20 protein-coding genes are annotated in these 21,394 nt (G+C 39.1%); 13 read left to right on the forward strand and 7 right to left on the reverse strand.

What is annotated here, in order from left to right; genetic code table 11:
- Positions 1–12 precede the first annotated feature (12 nt).
- The 5 genes from WC473_03085 to WC473_03105 form a co-directional block, all read right to left on the reverse strand.
- Positions 13–4,236: a hypothetical protein gene (locus WC473_03085; GenBank protein ID MFA5124782.1), complete on the reverse strand. Its 4,224-nt coding sequence runs from the start codon at positions 4,234–4,236 to the stop codon at positions 13–15.
- Positions 4,237–4,351: 115 nt separating this feature from the next.
- Positions 4,352–6,067: a M2 family metallopeptidase gene (locus WC473_03090; protein ID MFA5124783.1), complete on the reverse strand. Its 1,716-nt coding sequence runs from the start codon at positions 6,065–6,067 to the stop codon at positions 4,352–4,354.
- A 103-nt stretch (positions 6,068–6,170) separates the two neighbouring features.
- Entirely contained in the window at positions 6,171–6,908 is a 738-nt protein-coding gene (arsM, locus tag WC473_03095) for an arsenite methyltransferase (protein ID MFA5124784.1), read from the reverse strand.
- Between the two features lie 261 nt (positions 6,909–7,169).
- Complete coding sequence (locus tag WC473_03100; protein ID MFA5124785.1) at positions 7,170–7,391, reverse strand: hypothetical protein; 222 nt, start codon at positions 7,389–7,391, stop codon at positions 7,170–7,172.
- Positions 7,392–7,408: 17 nt separating this feature from the next.
- A complete protein-coding gene (locus WC473_03105; GenBank protein MFA5124786.1) occupies positions 7,409–7,780 on the reverse strand; it encodes a hypothetical protein in 372 nt (123 codons plus the stop codon).
- Positions 7,781–8,020: 240 nt separating this feature from the next.
- On the opposite strand from WC473_03105, the gene WC473_03110 reads away from it, so the two are divergent.
- From WC473_03110 to WC473_03140, 7 genes are all read left to right on the forward strand, one after another.
- Complete coding sequence (locus tag WC473_03110) at positions 8,021–8,986, forward strand: hypothetical protein (GenBank protein MFA5124787.1); 966 nt, start codon at positions 8,021–8,023, stop codon at positions 8,984–8,986.
- 269 nt (positions 8,987–9,255) lie between these two features.
- Entirely contained in the window at positions 9,256–9,921 is a 666-nt protein-coding gene (locus WC473_03115) for a hypothetical protein (protein MFA5124788.1), read from the forward strand.
- 302 nt (positions 9,922–10,223) lie between these two features.
- Positions 10,224–10,586: a hypothetical protein gene (locus tag WC473_03120; GenBank protein MFA5124789.1), complete on the forward strand. Its 363-nt coding sequence runs from the start codon at positions 10,224–10,226 to the stop codon at positions 10,584–10,586.
- A 318-nt stretch (positions 10,587–10,904) separates the two neighbouring features.
- Positions 10,905–11,303, forward strand: a complete 399-nt coding sequence (locus WC473_03125) for a hypothetical protein (GenBank protein MFA5124790.1) — start codon at positions 10,905–10,907, stop codon at positions 11,301–11,303.
- A gap of 331 nt (positions 11,304–11,634) precedes the next feature.
- On the forward strand, positions 11,635–12,717 hold the full coding sequence (locus tag WC473_03130; protein MFA5124791.1) for a radical SAM protein: 1,083 nt from the start codon (positions 11,635–11,637) through the stop codon (positions 12,715–12,717).
- Complete coding sequence (locus tag WC473_03135; protein MFA5124792.1) at positions 12,714–13,715, forward strand: radical SAM protein; 1,002 nt, start codon at positions 12,714–12,716, stop codon at positions 13,713–13,715. Before WC473_03130 ends, WC473_03135 begins: the two co-directional genes overlap by 4 nt.
- Positions 13,716–14,101: 386 nt before the next feature.
- A complete protein-coding gene (locus WC473_03140; GenBank protein ID MFA5124793.1) occupies positions 14,102–14,581 on the forward strand; it encodes a hypothetical protein in 480 nt (159 codons plus the stop codon).
- Between the two features lie 225 nt (positions 14,582–14,806).
- Here the strand turns inward: WC473_03140 and WC473_03145 are convergent, their stop codons facing one another.
- Complete coding sequence (locus WC473_03145) at positions 14,807–15,580, reverse strand: class I SAM-dependent methyltransferase (GenBank protein ID MFA5124794.1); 774 nt, start codon at positions 15,578–15,580, stop codon at positions 14,807–14,809.
- 363 nt (positions 15,581–15,943) lie between these two features.
- Here WC473_03145 and WC473_03150 point away from each other — a divergent pair, with 363 nt between their 5' ends.
- From WC473_03150 to WC473_03175, 6 genes are all read left to right on the forward strand, one after another.
- Positions 15,944–16,246, forward strand: coding sequence for a hypothetical protein (locus tag WC473_03150; GenBank protein ID MFA5124795.1), 303 nt, complete (start codon positions 15,944–15,946; stop codon positions 16,244–16,246).
- Positions 16,239–16,421, forward strand: a complete 183-nt coding sequence (locus WC473_03155) for a hypothetical protein (protein ID MFA5124796.1) — start codon at positions 16,239–16,241, stop codon at positions 16,419–16,421. The genes WC473_03150 and WC473_03155 overlap by 8 nt, the downstream gene beginning before the upstream one ends.
- A 329-nt stretch (positions 16,422–16,750) precedes the next feature.
- Positions 16,751–17,089, forward strand: a complete 339-nt coding sequence (locus WC473_03160) for a hypothetical protein (protein ID MFA5124797.1) — start codon at positions 16,751–16,753, stop codon at positions 17,087–17,089.
- Positions 17,090–17,578: 489 nt separating this feature from the next.
- Positions 17,579–18,823: an SPFH domain-containing protein gene (locus WC473_03165; protein MFA5124798.1), complete on the forward strand. Its 1,245-nt coding sequence runs from the start codon at positions 17,579–17,581 to the stop codon at positions 18,821–18,823.
- Between the two features lie 287 nt (positions 18,824–19,110).
- Positions 19,111–19,491 carry a hypothetical protein gene (locus WC473_03170; protein MFA5124799.1) on the forward strand — a complete coding sequence of 127 codons (381 nt, stop codon included), beginning with the start codon at positions 19,111–19,113 and terminating at the stop codon, positions 19,489–19,491.
- Positions 19,492–19,774: 283 nt separating this feature from the next.
- Positions 19,775–20,467 (forward strand): hypothetical protein, encoded by a 693-nt coding sequence (locus WC473_03175; protein ID MFA5124800.1) that lies wholly within the window; start codon positions 19,775–19,777, stop codon positions 20,465–20,467.
- A gap of 235 nt (positions 20,468–20,702) precedes the next feature.
- Here the strand turns inward: WC473_03175 and WC473_03180 are convergent, their stop codons facing one another.
- The gene (locus tag WC473_03180; protein ID MFA5124801.1) at positions 20,703–21,359 is read right to left on the reverse strand and encodes an HD domain-containing protein; all 657 of its coding nucleotides are present in this window, start codon (positions 21,357–21,359) and stop codon (positions 20,703–20,705) included.
- Positions 21,360–21,394: the final 35 nt, after the last annotated feature.

Consider the following 21,394-nt stretch of genomic DNA (forward strand, 5'->3'; position numbering starts at 1 on the left):
CCTTCCAAGCCCTTAATCACCGATTAATCTGGCGCTCCTGATGGTAAAGCGTCCGTTAGGCAGCTTACCTCCGCCAGCATCACTATAGACATATGTGCTACGGCTATTATTATTATGCAAATCGGCGGTGACCAATTCTTGATTAAAATCAACAGGAACAACGTCTACATATAAATCGACACCCATCCTTTTTGCTTTAAGCTTAGCAAAATTAACAATAGCTTCATTGATTTTGGGATGCGGATTGACTGAATAAACTCTCTCAATAAATAATTGCGGTTTGTTGTTATCGTCTTCAACTAAACGCATGACACTACGCGCAACAATATCTCCGCTCTCATTATACATTTGGATAATCTTAATATTGGGATCAGACAAATAAGACATTAAACCGGCATTCATACCACTTCTACTGTCATAGCTTTGACAAGAAGCAACCGGTCTTTCTCCAATAAAAGCGTAAACCTCCAGATCAATCTTGTCAGTCAGATAAAGTTTTTCCTTTGAAACTTTTTTACCGCCATACATTTGCTCAAAACCGCCGGCGAGCAATTGACGAATGCGATTGATATCCCCTATGAAATCAGGGAATTCTTCTCCAAAGTGTCTTTCTATCAGACTAAGCGCTTTTTTCAACGGCAACTGGTTTTTATTGCCAAGAGTAAGTACTTGACTCTCTAATTCATGAGCGGTTAAATTTTTCAAGCTATTTAAATATTTAAGAGCTAAAATATAGGTCATTTCATCATTATGCTCCCGGCGGTAATCGGCTATTTGGCGCGCCAATTCCTTATACTCCGCTTGCTGTTCTTCGGTCAATCCCACTGTTTTTGATAATTCACGTAACTCCTTCTGGCGGGTGGTAAAAATATTTAATGGTTCAATTAGAACATCATACTTTTCTTCAATATTAGACAAATCTATAGACTCCTCGGTAATATGGCCGTCAGCCACGGCATCGCCGATTATATCCCTGATGCCGGCTTTCATGTCAGAGATACGGTAACTAAGAGTTTCTTCAAAATCATTTTTTTCTCCATTAAGCCATTCCTGATATTGCTCCAGAGATAAGCTTTTAGGTATTAATTTTTCCTCTTGTAATTTATTGAGCTGCAAAAGCTTATCTTTCGGTTCAGTACTACTACCCCAATTGCGCCAGAAATCATATGTGCCGCGCAAAACATGAGTAATGAATTCCTTAAAAACCAGCTCTTGGCGATAGTTTTTTTTGCAAGACCCGTAATAATAAGTCATCAATGCGCGAGATAGATCAACTGATAAACCTTCAAAGGACAGCCCCGACAACTCCTCCAGACCAAAAACATACAAGAGGAACCCCTCAACACCCTCTTGCAAATCTTTTTTTATTTCAGCGAAATCTTCCGATCGCAATATCTGACCCAAGAAACCTAAGTTATTAAGAAGCGAAAACTCCAACAAGCCTACAAGTTCCGTTCGTTGATTCTCCGGCAGAGACATTAGCCAGACGGCATGTTCCCTAATCGCCGAATGGCTATTAAGCAAAAAAATTGTTCTTACCATCCGTTCAAAACCTTCGTCAGGATTGAAAGATCCAGCGATGATCACTGACTCGCCCTCTTCCTTCTTGTTGTTAATTATTTTCTCCAATTCTTTTTGATATAATCCAACAAATGGCGTTTGTTTTACTTGACTTAAAATTGCGGAATAATGATCTATTTCCTTCTGGCTTTGGCCAAACGAATCAATTAAAGGATTCATTTCCTTGATCTGTTCTAATATTTCTGGTTGGACATCATCATTATCAAAAACAAACCCGCCATATTTACTTTTCCTGAAAGCCAAAAGTCGCGCATTCTCTCGCATGAGCAAATAATACTCTTTACCACCCAAAATATTCTCGCATAATGTTGGTGATTCGCCCTTATCTGGACGGTTATCCATTTTAAATAGTATTTCGGGATAGATAGCTATATACCCGGACAAATCTCTAGTGATATATTTGGCAGTATCCAACCCCTTAGTCCTTAAAATATTTTCATCAAAAACCAGGAATCTGTTTAACTCACAGGCCCGGTCCAAAATTTCTATGATTCTCTTTGCTAATAACTCTAAATTACGATTATTTGCTTCATACCCATTGTCAATCAGTTCCGTTAACTCTTGATTGAGCTGTCTCTTCTTCTCCTGCCTCTTCGGCGAATGTTCTAATTGTTGGAAAGATTGCAATTCCTTTTGCAGTCTCTGATCTTCTTTGCCGTACAGGTTGATTTCCCTATTCAACTGAGCCAGCGCTGAGAAATTACTTAACTTCGTTAAACGGTCCACCAAAGCCGCCGCCCTGGCCGGCTTCTTTCCTAACTCGGCTACCAAATAAAAATCATCAAATAATGATGAAAAATCTATATATTCTGCGTGGCGGATCACCAAATCAATCAAATCTTTTGTTTCAATGAGTTCTTTAGCTTCTTTCCATTGATAAGAATACTCCGTTACAGCGGCGAATAGATGACCATTCTCAACTAAAAGCTTTTTGCAAGTGTCCGCATGTTGGCCAATATATTTAGATGACAGCAGGGCTGAAAAAAAATTAGAATTAACATTGCCAGTCAGCTGTTCCGCAATGAATTGTTGCTGTTCCGCCCGGGAATAAATGTTCTCCACTATCTTGACGGATTCCTTTCCGAGAAATAGACTAGGATTGGCGGAGAAAAGCAATTTGGCTTTATCGGCTAATGATTCTACTGAGGTTTCTAACGGCTTGCCCTCTCGCCGTAATTGATGCAAGTGATACAATAACTTATTGTAATTTTTAATGAAGCTTTGACTATCAGTAGAACAAGTCCTGACTAATTCATCAAAGGCCATAACCTGATGTTTAAGGACATAACTTATATTATTAAGCCAGATATCGGGAGCGAGTTTAGTTACAGCCTCCTGAATTTTCTGTCGATCATCAGCGTTAAAGGCTAAAAAGAATCCTTCGGAGTTTAAATTTGTTATTCGTCCTACAAAGCCATAACCGCTATTCTCTTGCAAATCTTGAATCAAATAGCGGACTAATAATTGCTCCAAATCAATTCCAGAGCCAGACTCTTGTTGACGATTAAATTCTACGAATTTCTTAAGGTCGCTTAAATCAGTCAATAAACCGAAGGGGGAAGAACCCTCTTCAACACAACGACTAAATAGAGTCGCAATCTCCTTTTTTGACAAGCCCAGATTATTAATCTGAGCAAATATCGGGATACCATTGTCTTCAACCAATTTGAATAAATAATCCAACTTATCCTGACCTAACTCGTTTTGACGGCACTCCCGAAACGTACTCAATAACGTCTGAGCTCCTCTCAAAAGAGTACGGTTATTTATTCTAGCCAGTTTCATGCCTAATTTTAGCGGAGTAACATCTGTCGGATGATAATAATTCAAATTTGCTCTCTCATCTTCATTGGGATAATACGCCCCTAATTCTTTCATCAGTGTCCTTTTTTCCTCAATGTCTTTAGTTGTCAGAAAAATGCCAACCGGCAAGAACCTTTCCGGGGCTACAGCGATTCTTTTTATTTGTTGCTGGCTTAAAATATTCAGGGCCCTTATCCGATCCAAATAGGGGATCAACAAAATCGGATTTATATTGGACAAATTATCCTCGACCGCAGCGCTATTTTCATCCGGATGGCTTTCCATATATCGCAACAATCCTTCTATTAATTCAGAATTCTTATCATAAGTGGAAAATTTGTCACGTTGTAAACTATCGGTGGCAGCAACTTCACCAAACTGAGTATATTTACCGTTTTGAGACCAACGGTTTAGTTTCACGAAAGGAACGATCATCAATAAAAGATCGGGATGTTCTCTGATAATAGACAGGACCATCTCACTTCTTTTACCATAGTCAATAGCCGACCAACAAGCCTGGAAAGTTTGAGTGAACTTTAATCCGTCAAGCACACGATAAATAAAAATACCAATCTCAGCTCTTGAGCCAAAATCGATTCTATTAGCAAACTCCAGACTTTCCTTATCATCAAACTCTTTCACTGACATTAATTGCTCTAAAAACTCTACCCTATCATTATTACTTAAAGACTCAAAATCACTCCTATACCAACGCGCCACTTGCGCCAGTTGGTCAGGAGATAAAGAACGCAAATCCACATGGCCGGATTCCTTGACTGTCTCAATCAGTCCGGCAATGTCTGCTTCGGGAGTGGTTTCAGTAATTTGTTCGTATCGCTGTTTTTCTCTCATAATGACCTAATTTTACCATAAAACATAACCGATTAAAAATTAAATGCAAAAGAGGACGGCCGGCAACAACTGTCCTCTTTTAAAAATTGAATATATTATCTTAATTGTTAATTACTTACTTTTTCACTTCATTGGCAAAATAGATGGGATTGAGTTTCTCGCCGGTTGACCTCTTAATAAAATCATTCCAAATATAACGCGATCCCGGAGCAAAAACTTTCTTAACCAAATATTCTCCGACCTCTTTCATTCCGGTGTAACTTGGGAATTTCTCAATGGTTTTGATTACTTTTGTGTTAATATAATGCCTCAGCTGAGCCGCATAAAGATAACCGAGCATATAATTATGGTAATAAATCGGAGTCTGAATGATATGAATTTTCGAGGCCCAATCAGCGGAATTTCTGCCTGCCGGCTTTTTAATCAACTGGTACTTTTCCACTAAATCCCACCATAACTGATTCAAATCCTGATCAGGATTTTCATACATTGATTTTTCAAAGCGATACATAACCTGCGTCCAACGACTAAAAATCAAAGCATTCAATCGATTGTATTCCAACGCATTCGAACTTACGGCGGCCACATTAATATCACTCATATTTAAATCTTGGCGCATCCACTCTGGCGAATATACCATGTCCTGGAATAGAACCGCGACTGCTTCCGTGGTAAAGGTATGCGCTGGAAGACGCAACTCCCAAGGAAGCTCCGGATCAATCTTTTGAAAATACAATGCATGCCCAAATTCATGGAGCATAGTATTCATCCAATAATTGTCATTTTGGATATTAGTAATCACTCGGATATCCTGCCCTCGATCCATATCAAAAGCGACTGCGTGCTGATATTTTCCCGGTTTGGTGTAAAGATCGCTATTTTTGACCAGGTCGTCTATCGGAAGCCCCAATTTCTCATAGTAATCTTTGGTAAGGACTAAGACGTCTTTATTAACATACAGACTATCCAAATTAACATCAAAAATTCCCGGTACTTCCTGAAAATACCTGTTTTGATAATGCCAAGGTTGAAGCTCGGAGACCTTTATGCCGTACTGTTTGGCCAGGGCAGAGTCAATTTCACCCTTGGCGTCACGATAAATGTCTTTAGTGGCCACATCCAAATCATCAAAAATCTTTTCGATTTCCGCAGGATCATACTCGTCTAAGGTCAAAGCCATTTGCTGATAATTACTGAATCCCAAATCGCGTGCATATTCATTTCGGAGTTTTACTAATTGTAAAACGTCACTACTCATCAAATTACCAATTTTCTTGCTTCCTTCCCAGACTGCCTTAAGTTCGACTGAGTTTTTTGAGGTTCTTAGAATATTCTCCACTTCATTATCGGTAATGCTTTTACCCTTGTAAGTGACTCTGTAAGTATTAAATTTCTCTTCAGATTGATTTTGTAATGCTGTGATTTCATCCACTTTTGCTTTATCCGACATGCTGGTCATAAACTTGATATATTGCAATTCCAACTGACGCTTATAAAGCGGATTTTGAATATAGCCGGAGTCCTTGAAAGCTTTAATTTTTTCAAAAGTTGCTTTATCCAAATAAATATTATTAAGTTTAATGTTCAGCTCAGTTGATTTTTCATAAGCTTCGTTACGACCAGAAATATAGGCGTCAAAATACGCCTGGCTGACTTCTTTTGAGAGCGACACCACCTGGCTTTCATAACTCGTCAAGAACTTCTTATATTCGGCCTCAGTTTGCATAATTTTTACCTGCCTATATCCCAAGACCATAATAGTAACTGCTACCGCGACCAGCAGCAAGTATGTGACCGCCGTATTTGAAAATTTCTTTTTGTTTTTTTTCATACGATTTTTATTTTATTACAGTTTTACTCATTTAAGTATAACAAAAAATCGCCATTTGGGCGACTCTTTGAAAAAATAACTACTGCTATATAACAAATTTGAATTATAGCTTAACAGCCTCAATCGCTAAGCTTTCCAAAGGCAATCCCTGGTACTGTTGCTTGCTAATATTTTTATTTTCGCCCAAAATATTAACTTCGAGCCCTGACTCTTTTATAATTGCGATATAATCATCTTTCAATAAAGCTCCACCGACGCAACCAGCAATTAGTGTTTCGTCGTTTTTTTGTTCTTCCGTTAAATTATCTAATAGCACTATGTCAGAAATATACATTCTACCGCCAGTTTTCAAAACTCTGTAAGCTTCCTTAAACACTTTTAGCTTATTGGGAGCTAAATTTATAACACAATTACTGATAATAATATCGATAGAATTATCATCGATCGGTAAAGCTTCAATATCTCCCAACCTAAACTCCACATTTACGTAATTATATTTATCGGCACTTTCCTTGGCCTTAGTGATCATTTCTTCAGTCATATCAACGCCAATAACCTTGCCGCTATCGCCCACCCGTTTAGTCGCAAGAAAAGCATCAAAACCAGCGCCACTGCCCAAATCCAAAACAATATCACCCTCTTTAATTTTCCCCAAAGCAATGGGGTTGCCACATCCTAACCCTAAATTAGCTTCTGGAACGGCGTCCATATCTTCATCGGAATAACCGATACTTTTTGATATGGCCTGAGCCGACTTACAACCGCAACCACACCCTGATTGGGCTGTGGCTATATTAGCGTAACTTTTCTTAACAATATCCTTAACCTTATTCTGTTCCATATAATTATTGTTAGTTAATCAGTCATAAAATTCTATCACTATTATAAGTTAATAACAATCATTGATTCCATTGCCCCGTCCTCCATATAAAAAAACACCCCGTCCGCGTCATCCTCCGCCAATTAACGGAGGCGGATGGCCGGAATGAGGCGCTTTTCGTAAGTGAGACCAACACCATACCCAATGCAGTTGCCCTGATACCTCAACCGCTTGGCGACGAAATCAACTCTATTTAGGGGTTAGTTTTTTTGTCTTACTAGTTTATGATGATGTTATTTTTATTTGTTTGATTCCTGCGCGCAAAAGAATAGATAAAACAATAATTAGGGCAATAGTGATTATGATTAAGGGAGTGATCATTAGAAATGATCCACCGGAACTGATACCAAGAATAGAAAATATAACAGCATACCCAATTACTATGATCATGAGAATGCTGGCCGAAGAAATCATTAAAATTCCTGACATTTTTGATTTTTGCATAAATACAATTTATTTGATTACTTTAGGCAAGACTGGGCTTGATATAAATCTATTGCGGTAATAATACTACCCTGCTTAATTTCATTAGTTCTTGTTGCTCCTAGTTTTGCAGTGAGACAAGCCTCCATTGTTGAACTGATCGACGTCGGTATTTTTGAAGTATCAATGCCAAGTTTCTTTAATCCTGCAATCTGCTCTTGAGTAAGCAATGGATTACTGCTGGGAGTTTTGTTCACGGCGTTATCCGCCGTGATTTGAGAAGGAAATATCAATGGTTTGATATTAAGTGGGTCTGCAATCCAGAAATATATTCCGGCCAACAATAAAATAAAGAAGATAACCCCCAAAACGGTAAAGAAAACATTAATGATTTTAAGCAGTATTTTCATAGTATGATATTATATTCTTTATTATAACAAAAAATCTCCATTTAAGCGACTTTTTTATAATCAGTTCCATTCTACGAGGATTACGAGTCGATTTTGGAAAAATTGATTGGGTGGGGTTGAGTGGTTTAATAGATGTTTCTATGTGCAATTTTAGATACTTGACAAAATAATACCTACATGATATACAATCATAAATTGTAAAGGTTAAATTGTTCTTTAAAAAACGGAGGAAAAATTCAGATGAGTCTACGCTTAAGTAAAATTTTACCAATTGGCTGTGGCCAAACATATTTGGTTAAAACTCATGATGGTCATTATCTTGAGATGGGTGATGTGTTTATGGCTCGCGAGCTAAGTTTGGGAAGCAGGCCATATGCCTACGCTGATTTTGTTGACCCATCGGACACCAACAAGCGAGTGATGACTATCTGTACAATGGCGGGCTGTTCGATGCATTGTCGATTTTGCTCCATGCACGATAGTTTCAAGAGAAATTTATCGGCAGAGGAAATAGTTGAACAGGTTGGGTTCATGGCTGAACAGGGTATTGCGCTAGGTCGAAATCCCGACCTAAACGCAGCTAAAGAGTTTCGAGTACTGTATACCCGTATGGGTGAACCAATGGTTAACATTAATGCCGTTATCGACTCAATCCAAAGACTCATTGAACTGTATCCGCATGTGATTATCGGCATGAGTACGTCTGGGGTTATATCTGGATTAGAAAAACTTTTAGAATGCCCCGATATCCTACCTCACATCGATATGCAAATCAGCCTACACTCAACTGATGCGGATGAACGGCGCGAATTATTCGGTCGCAATGCCATGCCACTTGAACTAATTGCTGAATATGCAAAACGGTGGCACCACATTACAGGAAAACAATTATCATTAAATGTGATCCTGTTTGAGGGATACAGTTATGACTTCAAATCAATGGTGGAAAATTTTGAGTTTGATCCCAAAAGTATTTGGTTTAGACTTTCCCCCTGGAATGTTGTTGCCGGAGCAGACTTTGACAGCCTACTCAAGGTCCAGGATATCATTGCGAAGCAGCCACTTTCCGGTGATGTCATAGCTATGATTATCCACGATATTAAAGATCTCGGCATTGCCTTTGCTTATGCACCGGCAATCGACAAGGAGATAGAGAATCAAGTGGCTTGCGGCCAAGCACTTGAGGCCTTCAAGAATATGATTTAGCTCATTAACTACGCACTTACCCCGCGCAATTTCTTTCGGAGCTTCCGAAGAATCGCGTGGGGTTTTTCTTTTTCTCAAAATCACCTTCATCCTACCTGCCTGCCAGTAGGCAGACCCACCCTAGTAGCAAACCAACATAAAAAGACCTACAATTATAGGCCCTTTTATATCGTTCCATAAAGCGGGAGAAAGTGGACGAAGTTATAACTTTTTTTATTAAAAATGAGGCGTTTGTGGTATAATGTATGTGTTATAAATAATAAATAAATATGAATAAAAAAATAATAGCGATTGTAATTATTTTGGTTATGGTTGTTGGTGTATTGTTTTTGACTTTTCAAGATAATATAAAAGATATATTATTTAAATCAAATATATCATTGGATAATGTAAGTATTGAAATAATTCAACCTCATGCTAACCACAAATTGTCTCCAACACAGTTGGCTAAAGCAAAAGAACTTTTTGGCAAGAATAATATTAGTGAAGATTTTAATGAAGATTTATGGATTTATAATTTAATAGAAGGAAATAATGGTGATTATATAATTAAAGCTCTCCAGTTATATAATGGACTCACCATTTTTTCTAGTGATTTGTATTATCATTTTAGAGAAAACGGCAATATTAGGTATTTGGTTGGAGATGTAGCTCATGTCGATATAAACTCTCTTGAACCAAAAATTTCACCAGAAGAAGCTATTTTAAAAATTAAACGTAAACATAAATTAAAGTTGAATGATTTTAATATTGAATTAGGTCTTAGGGATAGGTATATTTCTATGGGTGAAAACAAACAAGAATACCTTTTAGTTTGGAAAATTACTAGGAATAATAAGGATAATAGTATTGGATTATCTGGCATGTTTAGTGAAGCAATAGTTGATGCAGTCACTGGAGACATTCTATATTATTTTGATGGCGTGTTTAATTAAAAAGTTTAGATCCCGCCCAGCCTCATAAAAAAGTATCAAAAAAACACCTAATATAATAGGTGTTTTTTTATCCAGATTTTGCGGGGCTTACGGGGTGATTTTGGAAAAATTGATTGGGTGGAGGTGGCGGGTAGTTTACCTAATTATCTAAAATTAGACAAACATTTTGGTTGAGGATAAATTGATATTGACATAATTATGACCATATGATATAATTATATATTATCAAATGGTATAATTCAGCCATGGGATTAATCGTGGAAACGGCACTTAACATAAAGGAGACAAAAATGAGGATTGGAATGTTTAATAAAAATAGCAATGGCTGTACACCATTGCTTCACCATCTTGCTTCTACTCTTGACATCAAAATTCAGTATGTAGATAAACTCTCTTATCTGACCGGCGAGGACTGTGAATTCAAACTTGATGTTTTGTTGGTGCACCCCAATCTGAGCCCGATTATGTGGGCTGCTCTGCGAGAATGTGTGCAAAAAAATCCGCACATCAAATTCGTAATTTTACTGGACTCCGAAAGCGTTAGTTGCTTTAATGCTAGCGGACTATCCGGCACCGCCAATATTGAAACGATCCATTGGACCAATGAGAGAGAGTTTCAAAAAATTATCCAACTCATGGAGAATGCGAGGCACTCTGCGGATTGAGATTATTCTATTACATTTTAGTTCATTACGCCGGGAACAAGGAAGTTCTCGGCATTTTCATTTTCCTAAAATCCACTCCATCCCATCCGCCCTAGCCACAAATCAACAAAAAAAGACCTACAAAAATAAGCCTTTTTAATCGTCTTATTATGCGAAGAGTAATAGACGATGTTAGAACCTATATTAGGCTTCACGATGGTGGTTTTGATATGCCAATAATAAGATTGATATTAAGCTTGACAACATAATATTTATATGATATGTATAGTGTATTGAACATTAACAGAAAACAATAGGCAACTCAAAGGAGATACTATTATGGCAACACAAGAGTATATGTTAGTAACTTATTGGTGTTGGGATCATTTTCATAATGAATATTCAACAATTGCTATTGAAATGGATAGTGAAACAGATGAGAGTATTGAATCTGTTTTTGACTCTAATGCACCACATTACCTAAAAAACTATCTTATTGGGATATTAAAGAGTATATTTGATACCCGAGAACGCAGCTCAAATATTTCAATGGGAAAAGGTAAAATGATTCGTCTTTTCAAAATTGTTGGTTCTAATGGATGTCCATTTGGTATTTCTCCGATTCCAAATCATGATTGCAAGGAATGGAAAATAGGCTTTACTTTGAAGCCAATATGCGACTTTGATAGGGATGGAAATCCAATTCCCCTAGGCTCTTTATATGAATTAAAGCGATAAGTAAATAAAAAACTTCCACCTCGGACCGTCATCCTTGGGATGGGAGTTTTCTTTTTTTATTCTAATTTTGCGGGGCTTACGGGGTGATTTTGGAAAAATCGATTGGGTGGATATTTCAGTAAAATTTAGTCAAAATTGTCTAAATTTAGGTAATTTAACATAATTATTTAATTTTAAATAAGACATAGATGAATAAAATACTTTACAAAAATGTATTTTTTGCTATAATACATTGTTAATTCCTAATGGAATTTTCAGTCGATCCGGACTGGTATAATACTAAAGGATAAAAATTGATCATTAAAAAACAACAAAAAGGAGAGACAGCACCATGAATAAGAGCTTGAGTTACGCCGTTAGGGCGACGGATCGTTGCAATCTGAATTGCCGTTATTGCTATGCCAAGACCGAGAAACCACAGGATATGTCATTGGCGACATTAGTCAGAATTCTTGAGCAAATGGCTGATTATAATGCGGGGGAAACAGTAATTAGTTGGACTGGTGGCGAACCATTGTTGATGGGTCGCGCTTTCTTTGAGCTCGTCTTGGCAACACAACGCCGACTCGGCAAAAAGTTTACTAATATTCTCCAAACCAACGCCATCCTACTGGATAAAAATTGGATTGAGTTTCTGTTGGCTAATAACTTTCAGGTACGCACTAGCCTGGACTTTCCGCCCGAGTTGCATGATGAAATGCGACAAGCCGGCAACTTTTCCGCTACTTTAGAAAAAATCAAATTAATGGTTGCCACCGGTTTGCCGGTTAACGTCAATACGGTCATCACCAATCGCAATATCGACAAGGTCGAAGAGATTTACGCTTTCCTTAAACAATTGGCGATTAGCAGTTTTTCTGTTTCTCGCATGGTGCTACAAGGCAATGCGTTGATCAATCACGATCTGGCGATCCGCGAGAACAGTGAATTCGGATTATTCCTAGTCAAGCTCTTTGACTTGTGGATCAATGACCGAAACGAACCGCGGATTGCCCGGATTACTCCGCTCGACAAACTACTCAATGCTTGCCAAAGCTATCTGCGGCATGACGACAAGGATCCTTGCTTCCATTGCCAAGATCAGCTTCTGGCCATCGGGCCGGGCGGGGAAGTTTATCCTTCCTGCAATAAATTCTTCGGCGTGCCAGAATCCTGCCTGGGCAATATTACTGACCGCAACTTAGCGGAAGTGCTAAAGTCTCCGGAACGAGGTAAGTTTCTCAGCGAAGTCAGCGCAGTAACCGAGCGACTCTGCAGCGAATGCGAATTCATGCCGATCTGCGAAGGCGGTTGTTTCTATATCGCCTATAATATTCGCCACGAAGCCGAGCAAATTACCGGCCGCGAGCAATTCTGCAAAGGTTATTATCTTATCTTAGCCCGAATCATGGATTACCTGAGGGAGGGCAAATGATGATCCAGATACCGACACTACACCAACTCAAATTCGCTGTCGGTTATGATTGTAATCGACGTTGCGGCTTTTGCCTGCAACAGAATAGTGACCACCAGCCGATTCTTGACTTTGCCATCGTCGAGAAGATTTTTCAAGAGGAAATGGTGGCGCGAGATGTTAATCTTGTTACCTTAACTGGCGGTGAGCCGACCTTCGGCCGTTATTTACCCTTGACTCTACGCATCATCAGTCATATATCTCAGCTTGGCAAGCAATCTTGCATTTTCACTAACGGTGATTTTCTTGATGAGAATGCGCTCAGTGTCTTCCGCCAGGCTGGTGCAACGCGTTTTCGAGTCAGTTTGTATGACCCGATTGATTGGGATAGTACCGGTCGATTGATTAAGACTCTTAAGTCTTTCGGTTATCCGGCGATGTTCAAATATACGGTAACCAAAGAGAGTTATGATAATTTACTACAAATCTTGATACGTTTTGGCGAGTCGGAAATCGAATGGTTCCAAATCAAGCCTTATAACAGGACTGAAATCCCAGCTCAAGACAAGCTTTATGAGATGTCACCTTATCAGGTTCTATCCATGGCTCGAATGCTGCTAGACTTTCGCAAACAATACCCGCGTATTAAAGTTGATCTACTACCTCTATGTTACGAATTTTTAGTTGATGAAACTCTGGATATTGGCGATCTCAGTCTGTGTCATTGTGGCAAGGGTTCACGCGGCTATCTGGTAATTGGCCCGACTGGCGACATACGCATCTGCGGCGCTTATCCCGATCCGATCGGTAATGCCCAAACCGATTCGATTACTGAGCTATGGCAGAATCACCCTTTGCTACAGCAAGTACGCGGTTTGGCGAGCCGTCCCAAACCCCAGGAATGCGCGGGGTGCGCGCACTGGAAAAAATGCGCGGCTACTGATTGTCATAGTGCAACTTTCGCTAGATACGGTAATTTCGCACATGGCAACCCGCAATGTCCGCTACTGGCTCAATAATCTGCTCATTACTACACGCCGAGAACAAGGAAGTTCTCGGCGTTTTCTTTTTGTAAAAATCTGCAATCGATTCCATCGTCCCGTTCTTAGTATAAAAAACACCCCAATTATGGGGCGTTTTTCGTAGGCGGGCTCGAGTGGGACTGATTATAACTTATTTTAAGGAGCATAAAGGGGTTTATTATGTACCGAATTTAGCTAAAATTAGATGAAATTGAGAATATGTGGATAAATCGCTATTGACAAAATAATTGCTATATGCTATAATTGAATATTAAAACTGATTCCTATTTTTGCGAGATAATAACTCAGAAAACATCGATTTTCTTGGCTGTAGTGTCTCAAAAATCACGAAACTAAAAACTTAGGCAAAAAAGGAGTTTACCATGAATCAGTCCGCACTTTCCCAATATGAACAAGGTTCCGCTGAACGAGTTATCGCTCATGCCGCTTGGAAACATTCGCGGGGTCGCCAACCCTCGATGACTTTCATACTGGAGCACAATCCCCGCAAAGCTCTGGCGCTCGCAAAGTCTGTTATCCGTTGCAATCAACAAACCAAGCTGCTCGATCGAATCGGGGCAAAGATTGTCGAGTCCAAAACATACGACAACATGACCGACGCCGAGATCAAAATCGCAGTAAGAAGTATCATCTCCTCATCATCATCTGAAGAAGAAGTGAAACAGAGGGTCCGCGATGAACTCGGCTGTCCCTACGGTATCTGTCTTAGCACCGATGTTCCTACCGACGTAGTCGGGAGAGAAGCAAGAGAACTGGTGCGTGGCCTCGGTGGTCTTGTAATGAAGAACGGCGCCATGGCGATGGCTACGATACACGGCCATAATGGAGTCATTTTGATTTGACCACCAAATAACGAAGCACATTCCCCCGCACGATTTTGGGAAGCCCCAAACATTGTGCGGGGCTTTTCATTTTGTTAAAATTTCACTAAGTTATAATGTCCCATTACCCCTATCAAAAAACACCCCGATTATGGGGCGTTTTTCGTAGGCGGAGGGTAATAAACGATGTTAGAACCCGTCTTAAGGAAAACGACAAATTTAGTTTACCCAGTTCGGCAATTATAACTAGAATGATTTAGATAAAAAAATTGGAAACTCAAATTTAAGACGATAGCCATTCTTTGTCACTGAAGCAGCCTTCCTGTCCTTAGATAAAATGGTTTGCATTCGCTTTATATCGCTATTATCTAGCTTATATCTATCAATATGGTCCTTATCTGAAAGCAACATTTGTTTTCCTCTACCTATTAATTGTGGAGCCGTAAAACCGGCTCTTTTATAAATATCAACCATATCTAATGATTGAAAAAAACGGTTGCCAATTTTATTAGATGAATTATAGGCGAGACTTAAAGTGTCGCGGTCATCTAAGTTAGGAATGTAGGCTGGCTGATTTACAAAGAGTCCATCTTTTTTTAGATGCTTTTTAATAATTTTAAGAACCTTTATTTGCAATTTTTTAGAAGGAAAATAATCAAGGGAACTCCTCATTATTACAAGGTCGAATTTTTTGTGAAGATTCATTTTAAGCAAATCAACGCACACCTTAGTTGTTTTGGGATTTTTGTTTTCGCTCAAGTGTTTTGACGAAGCGTCAACAATAGTTAATCGTCCTCGTCCTAAGCTATTTATAAGTTTCTCTCCCAAAAGTCCGGAAGCCGAAGCAACATATAAGATATCTAAATTCCTCTTTGGTAAATAAGGTTTTACTGCTTTAATAAAGAGCTTGAAATTTTGTTCATCAGAAAAATAACCGCCATAGGTTAATAGCCAATCTTTTCCCAGAACATTTTTATCTTTATCTAAATTATACTTAACTATTTTGGAAGGAGTGGTCACAAGATTAAAAAAATAATTATTTATTTACTAAATTTTATCATTTTTGGGCACCAAAAACAATCAAAAGTTCTATCGTCCCGTTCTTAGTACAAAAAACACCCCGATTATGGGGCGTTTTTCGTAGGCGGGGCTTACGGGGTGATTTTGGAAAAATTGATTGGGTGGATTTTTCATCAAAATTTAGTCAAAACTGTTTAAATTTAGGTAATTTATGATAATTATTTAGCTAATTTTAGAGAAAATACAGTGAATATGTGGATAAAATACTTGACAAAATTTAATTCATATGATAAAATAATATAATGACAATTTTATCAGAGGGTAATTTAGTACAATAACAACAACCAACAGGAGACAAAAGACATGGGAGACTCGGTGAACATTCACGGGTTGGACAAGGCTGCGGTTTTGGCGGCGTTATATAACGCTTCGAGGCCGCAAGGGCTTGGCATTTTACAATTCGATGCGAAGCCAATGACGCGCGATGAGGCGGCCAAAATCCTCGAGCAGCAAACCCACTTCGACTATCTCAAAGGCCGGGTCATGAAAATCGACCTGTCCAAGGACGAAGTTGGTATTTGGGGTTACGACCGTGACAACGGTGCCGGTGCCGCCGCAAAGGCGATTGAAGCGCTGCATATCAGTGGCAACGCCAACAATGAATGATACCATCCAAGCCACTCACGCACAAGGCGCGCACGATGCCGCGAAGGCTGCCCGTGAGATGATGGGACAGGAAACGGCCTTCCGTCAGGAAAACGGGATAGCCGTCATGAATCTTGGCCTCGCCGATATGTGCGATGTTCTCGATCCAGCTATCGACCGCGGCCTCAAGCAGTAGCACAACGCCCCGCACGATTTTGGGAAGCCCCAAACATTGTGCGGGGCTTTTCATTTTCCTAAAATCCACTCCGTCCCGTCCGCCCTACCCATTAAATCAACAAAAAAAGACCTACAAAAATAAGCTTTTTTAATCGTCTTATTATGCGAAGAGTAATAGACGATGTTAGAACTTATCTAAGTGGATGCAAGAAGTGTTTTGAAATAACTAGAATCAACCAGAATTGATGCTTGACAAAATTATTCTTATATGATACAATCATATGTTAATAGTTCATTAGCTTGATAGGATTATTATTACCCAAACAAACACAAAGGAGGTCACTAATAATGACGACTCAAAACTATCTCCAAATCGCAAGGGACAATGAAGCGATATTCAGAAATGTGCTGAGAGACCTAAGGGATAATAGAACAATCAGACCTATGGGACTCTATGTTCCTGAAGACCTGGAAACGGAAGCGGAGCTTGAAAAGATTTTTGAAGAATACTCTTCTGGAAATAGATACGGAATATTCACGATTACCGATTTCACGGTCGGCGAAGGGTTTGCAACTATTGCGTTTCAAGACATTGCTTGCTTATCCGGAGGCGGGGCAAGATTAAAGTATTCTGTCAGTGACGACGACGTGCAATACCTTGAGCCAGAATTCACAATGATGAGTTAAATACCGCCAGCCACAAACAAAGTACAACTACGCAATTAACGCCGAGGACAAGGAAATCCCCGGCGTTTTCTTTTTTCCTAAAATCCCCTCCGTCCCGTCCGCCCTAGCCATAAATCAACAAAAAAAGACCTACAAAAGTAGGCCTTTTTATATCGTTCCATAAAGCGGGGCTTACGGGGCGATTTTGGAAAAATCGATTGGGTGGGATTAGTATTATATTTGCCAAATTATCTAAATTTAAACAATTATTTAGGTTAATTCATTAATTTTGTTAAACATCAATTGACAAATTACCAAACTTGTATTAAGATACTCTATTGTACTCCTCATTTATTTCAAGTGGGGGTAAATAGTACAATGCACATTAACAGGAAAAAAGGAGAAGACTTCATGAACCTAACTATAATCGTAACACTGGGCGCTATTGGATTAGTGGTACTAATCGGATTGGCATCCGCACTGTTATTTCGACATGTGGTGAGCACCAATATGGTGCACATTGTACAAAGTCGAGCAAAAACAACTCCATATGGCACTGGGCAAAAATCCGGTAACGTCTACTACAAATGGCCATCTTGGATTCCAATTTTAGGCGTGACAGTAATTGAATTGCCGGTAAGCAACTTTGATTTGTCGCTGAACGGCTATGAAGCCTATGATAAAGACAGGGTACCCTTTATGATTGATGTTACTGCCTTCTTTCGCATCAATAATACGGCTGAAGCCGCTCAACGCGTCGCCAGTATTCAAGAGATGCGTGAACAATTGGAACTCATTGTAAAGGGTGCTGTAAGAAAAGTCTTGGCATCAGACGTTATTGATGCTATTATGGTAGAACGCTCAAAATTTGGAGACCAGTTCACCCATGAAGTTAAAGATCAGCTGATCCAATGGGGCGTCGAATCTGTCAAAGCTATGGAATTGATGGATATTCGCGACACCAAGGGGTTCGAGGTTATTGCCAATATAATGGCGAAAAAGACATCTTTTATCGCCATGGAAAGCCGCTTAGAGGTGGCAAGCAATCATCGGAAAGCTGAGAATGCGGAAATTGAGGCGGAACAAGCCATCAGCGTTCGCCAACAAGAATCCCAACAGGTGGTTGGTGAACGGACTGCTCAAAAAGATAAGTTGGTGGGAATCGCCCAACAACAGGCACAACAAGAAGTTCTCGAACAAGAAAAAGAAACCCGCGAACGACAAATGGCTGTGCAACGGGTTCAGCAGGTTCGCGCGGCGGAAATCAGTAAGGACGAAAAAGTCGTTGCTGCTGAGCAAGACAAGGCTACTCGCGTCATTATGGCCGATGGCTCTCTGTTAGCCCAAATTAAGGAAGCTGAGGGTATCGAAAAACTCGGTGAAGCCAGAGCCGCAGCCGAAAAAGCGATGCAATTGGCACCGGTTCAAGCCAATATTACGTTGGCGAAAGAAATCGGACAAAATGCTGGCTATCAACAATACCTGGCGATGATTGAAGCCATCAAGGCATACATTACTGTTGGAGGTGAACAAGCAAAGGCTCTGCAAAAAGCTGATGTTAAGGTAATTGCCAATGCTGGACAGCCGACAGAAGGCGTCAAAAATGTCATGGATATGTTCACTTCCAAAGGTGGAACGAACATGGCGGCAATGATTGAAGCACTCGCTCAGACGCCAATGGGTGCCAAACTTTTGGCAACATTCATCGGCAATAATAGCGATAATGCCGAGGCTACTATCGATACTGAGGCATAAGTATAATTTTTTTTCAACAACGCTGAAGACATTCGTCTTCAGCTTTTTTATTTTTCTAAAATCATCGTTACCCCATCCGCCCTAGCCACGAATCAACAAAAAAAGACCTACAAAAATAGGCCTTTTTATATCGTTCCATCTAGCGGAGAGTAATAGACGATGTTAGAACTTATATAGGTGGATGCGAGAGGAATTATGAGATACCAAGAATATGAGCTTGACAAAATTAACTGTAATTGCTAAGGTCTAATATCGAACATTCGACTACAACCAAGGGGAGATACATAATGACTAAACGAGAATACATACCAAAAGCAAGTGTAAAGAAAAGTGATATAAAAAGAGAAATTTTAGTGGCAATGATTGATTGCGCAGAAAATATACGTGGTTATTATGAAGCTGCTGCTGGTTTAATATTTGAGGATGGTTATATACCTCCAGAAGAATTTAGACCCGGGGTAGCTGACAGATTTTTGTTTTCAAAAATTATTGACGATGATTGGGAAAGAGTGTTAGATATCTACTGTTGCGCACCACTACACCCCAGAATGATTGGGTTTGGACTAATGATAGAAAAATACTATCCCCAGTATGGCACTTTCAGAAAAATGAGCGAGGAAGAAAAAAGAGAGAGAATGAAGCTTAAAAAAACTTGTAGACGAGGATGAAATCAGCCAATAAAAAACTCCCAAATTGGGAGTTTATTTTTATTTGGAAAATGCGGGGCTTACGGGGTGATTTTGGAAAAATTGATTGGTTGGAATTAATATCTGGTTTACCTAGTTATCTAAAATTAGATAAATACTTAATCTATTAATAATCCTAGTATTGACAAAAAAATACTACTATGATATACTAATTTGATATTCCATTATTGGAATCTCATCCCAGTCCGGGATGGCAGTCGCCAAAAGGACAAAGAACCTTACAGTTAGAAAGGAAAAACCGACCATGGATGACATGCTTGGTGATGCTCTGAAGACCATCTTCGGACCATTGAAAAACCTCATGGAGCAATTACAGGGAAACAAACGTGAACTGTGGTTGCAAGTATTACAGCAATTATCGAGAATGAAACCGGAAACGGTTTTACTTAAACTCAGCCGACCACTTTCTCCTCCCCTTTGGATTAAAATCGAGGTTGGCGGACTTAAACTCAAACCGTTGCAAATTATTGAAAAATTTACTGCGGCAGGAGTCGGTCCAAACCATAAATTCCCATTGATGTTTAGTTTGATTGAGTATCAGCGAGGAATCAACGCTGAAACTAAAGATGTTGAGTTCGTTAAGGGCAATCTTTATGAACTATTTGGAATCACAAAAGAGAAGATTTCCGTCGACTATTTTCTAAACAATGAATTTCTGGCGCAATATGGACTAGAGCTATGTGAACCTGCCGATGCAATCTCTATTCGTCTCGCTTGGAAAGATCAAAGAAAGGGCGAAAGGGCTTTTGTGGGGACAAAGCCTTACTACTATACAAGAAAAGAACAGCCAGATGGATACCTCTACCCAACAGTTCCTTCGCTGATGGGAGCGGCTGGAAAGGTATGGTTTGGAGAGGATTGGGCCACGGCCGACATGGGACCTTGTAGTTACACTCGTAATGTTTGGATATTCAGACGTAAGTGCATCCAATCGTAAGCACATTCGATAAATTTCAACACCGAGGACAAGAAAGTTCTCGGTGTTTTCATTTTCCTAAAATCCACTCCGTCCCGTCCGCCCTAACCACAAATCAACTAAAAAAGACCTACAAAAGTAGGCCTTTTTATATCGTTTCATCTAGCGGGAGAAAGTGGACGAAGTTATAACCTTTTTTAATACATACGAAGGTTATTATTACATACCAAACTTAAGTTCAATAAAATAACTACTTTTATTTCACTCCTTTCCATTCATTAAAAAATTCTTGCAAAAACCCCTCCATATACCTATGCCTTTTGTTAGCCATCTTTTTGCCAGTAGCCGTGTTCATATTATCTTTTAATTTCAATAACTTACTATAAAAGTGGTGAACCGTGGAAACGTCTTCTTTATTTTCATTAAAATATTTGCGTTTAAATGCTTTTTCTGGAACCCACATATTTAAAGAGTGGGCGCCTCCATATGCAAAAGTTCGACCAATTCCAATAGCTCCAATAGCGTCCAAATTATCAGCATCTTGGATAATTAGAGTTTCAATATCTGAAACGGTTTTGCCTTTCTTGGAAAAGTTGTATTCTTCGTGATATTCAATGCAATGCAATATCTTCTTTTTTTGTTCTGAAGTTAATTTTGTTTTATCAATAATCTCTTTAATTTTAGGCAATGAATCTTTTGGTGAACAAAATTTGTTTGTTTCTTTTCCAATGATTCTATGCATATCGTGCAAAAATGCTCCAACAGCAATAACCACTCTGTCCCCACCTTCTTTTTTTTGTAAATAATTAGCAATATTTAAAACTCTCTTTAAATGATAAATATCGTGGCCGCTGCCTTCGTTAGAGAATAATGATTTAATTTCTTTTTCGATTTTGCCAATAATCTTTTCCATAGTTTTTAATTGTTTTCATTTATACGTTTAGTATA

The organism is Patescibacteria group bacterium, assembly GCA_041650895.1.
Lineage (GTDB): Bacteria > Patescibacteriota > Patescibacteriia > 2-01-FULL-39-33 > 2-01-FULL-39-33 > CAISTG01.

Bases quoted from the DNA above. Each gene is read 5' to 3' on its own strand.
- WC473_03085 (MFA5124782.1), bottom strand. From the start codon at position 4,236: ATGAGAGAAAAACAGCGATACGAACAAATTACTGAAACCACTCCCGAA.
- WC473_03090 (MFA5124783.1), bottom strand. From the start codon at position 6,067: ATGAAAAAAAACAAAAAGAAATTTTCAAATACGGCGGTCACATACTTG.
- arsM (MFA5124784.1), bottom strand. From the start codon at position 6,908: ATGGAACAGAATAAGGTTAAGGATATTGTTAAGAAAAGTTACGCTAAT.
- WC473_03100 (MFA5124785.1), bottom strand. From the start codon at position 7,391: ATGCAAAAATCAAAAATGTCAGGAATTTTAATGATTTCTTCGGCCAGC.
- WC473_03105 (MFA5124786.1), bottom strand. From the start codon at position 7,780: ATGAAAATACTGCTTAAAATCATTAATGTTTTCTTTACCGTTTTGGGG.
- WC473_03110 (MFA5124787.1), top strand. From the start codon at position 8,021: ATGAGTCTACGCTTAAGTAAAATTTTACCAATTGGCTGTGGCCAAACA.
- WC473_03115 (MFA5124788.1), top strand. From the start codon at position 9,256: ATGAATAAAAAAATAATAGCGATTGTAATTATTTTGGTTATGGTTGTT.
- WC473_03120 (MFA5124789.1), top strand. From the start codon at position 10,224: ATGTTTAATAAAAATAGCAATGGCTGTACACCATTGCTTCACCATCTT.
- WC473_03125 (MFA5124790.1), top strand. From the start codon at position 10,905: ATGGCAACACAAGAGTATATGTTAGTAACTTATTGGTGTTGGGATCAT.
- WC473_03130 (MFA5124791.1), top strand. From the start codon at position 11,635: ATGAATAAGAGCTTGAGTTACGCCGTTAGGGCGACGGATCGTTGCAAT.
- WC473_03135 (MFA5124792.1), top strand. From the start codon at position 12,714: ATGATGATCCAGATACCGACACTACACCAACTCAAATTCGCTGTCGGT.
- WC473_03140 (MFA5124793.1), top strand. From the start codon at position 14,102: ATGAATCAGTCCGCACTTTCCCAATATGAACAAGGTTCCGCTGAACGA.
- WC473_03150 (MFA5124795.1), top strand. From the start codon at position 15,944: ATGGGAGACTCGGTGAACATTCACGGGTTGGACAAGGCTGCGGTTTTG.
- WC473_03155 (MFA5124796.1), top strand. From the start codon at position 16,239: ATGAATGATACCATCCAAGCCACTCACGCACAAGGCGCGCACGATGCC.
- WC473_03160 (MFA5124797.1), top strand. From the start codon at position 16,751: ATGACGACTCAAAACTATCTCCAAATCGCAAGGGACAATGAAGCGATA.
- WC473_03165 (MFA5124798.1), top strand. From the start codon at position 17,579: ATGGTGCACATTGTACAAAGTCGAGCAAAAACAACTCCATATGGCACT.
- WC473_03170 (MFA5124799.1), top strand. From the start codon at position 19,111: ATGACTAAACGAGAATACATACCAAAAGCAAGTGTAAAGAAAAGTGAT.
- WC473_03175 (MFA5124800.1), top strand. From the start codon at position 19,775: ATGGATGACATGCTTGGTGATGCTCTGAAGACCATCTTCGGACCATTG.
- WC473_03180 (MFA5124801.1), bottom strand. From the start codon at position 21,359: ATGGAAAAGATTATTGGCAAAATCGAAAAAGAAATTAAATCATTATTC.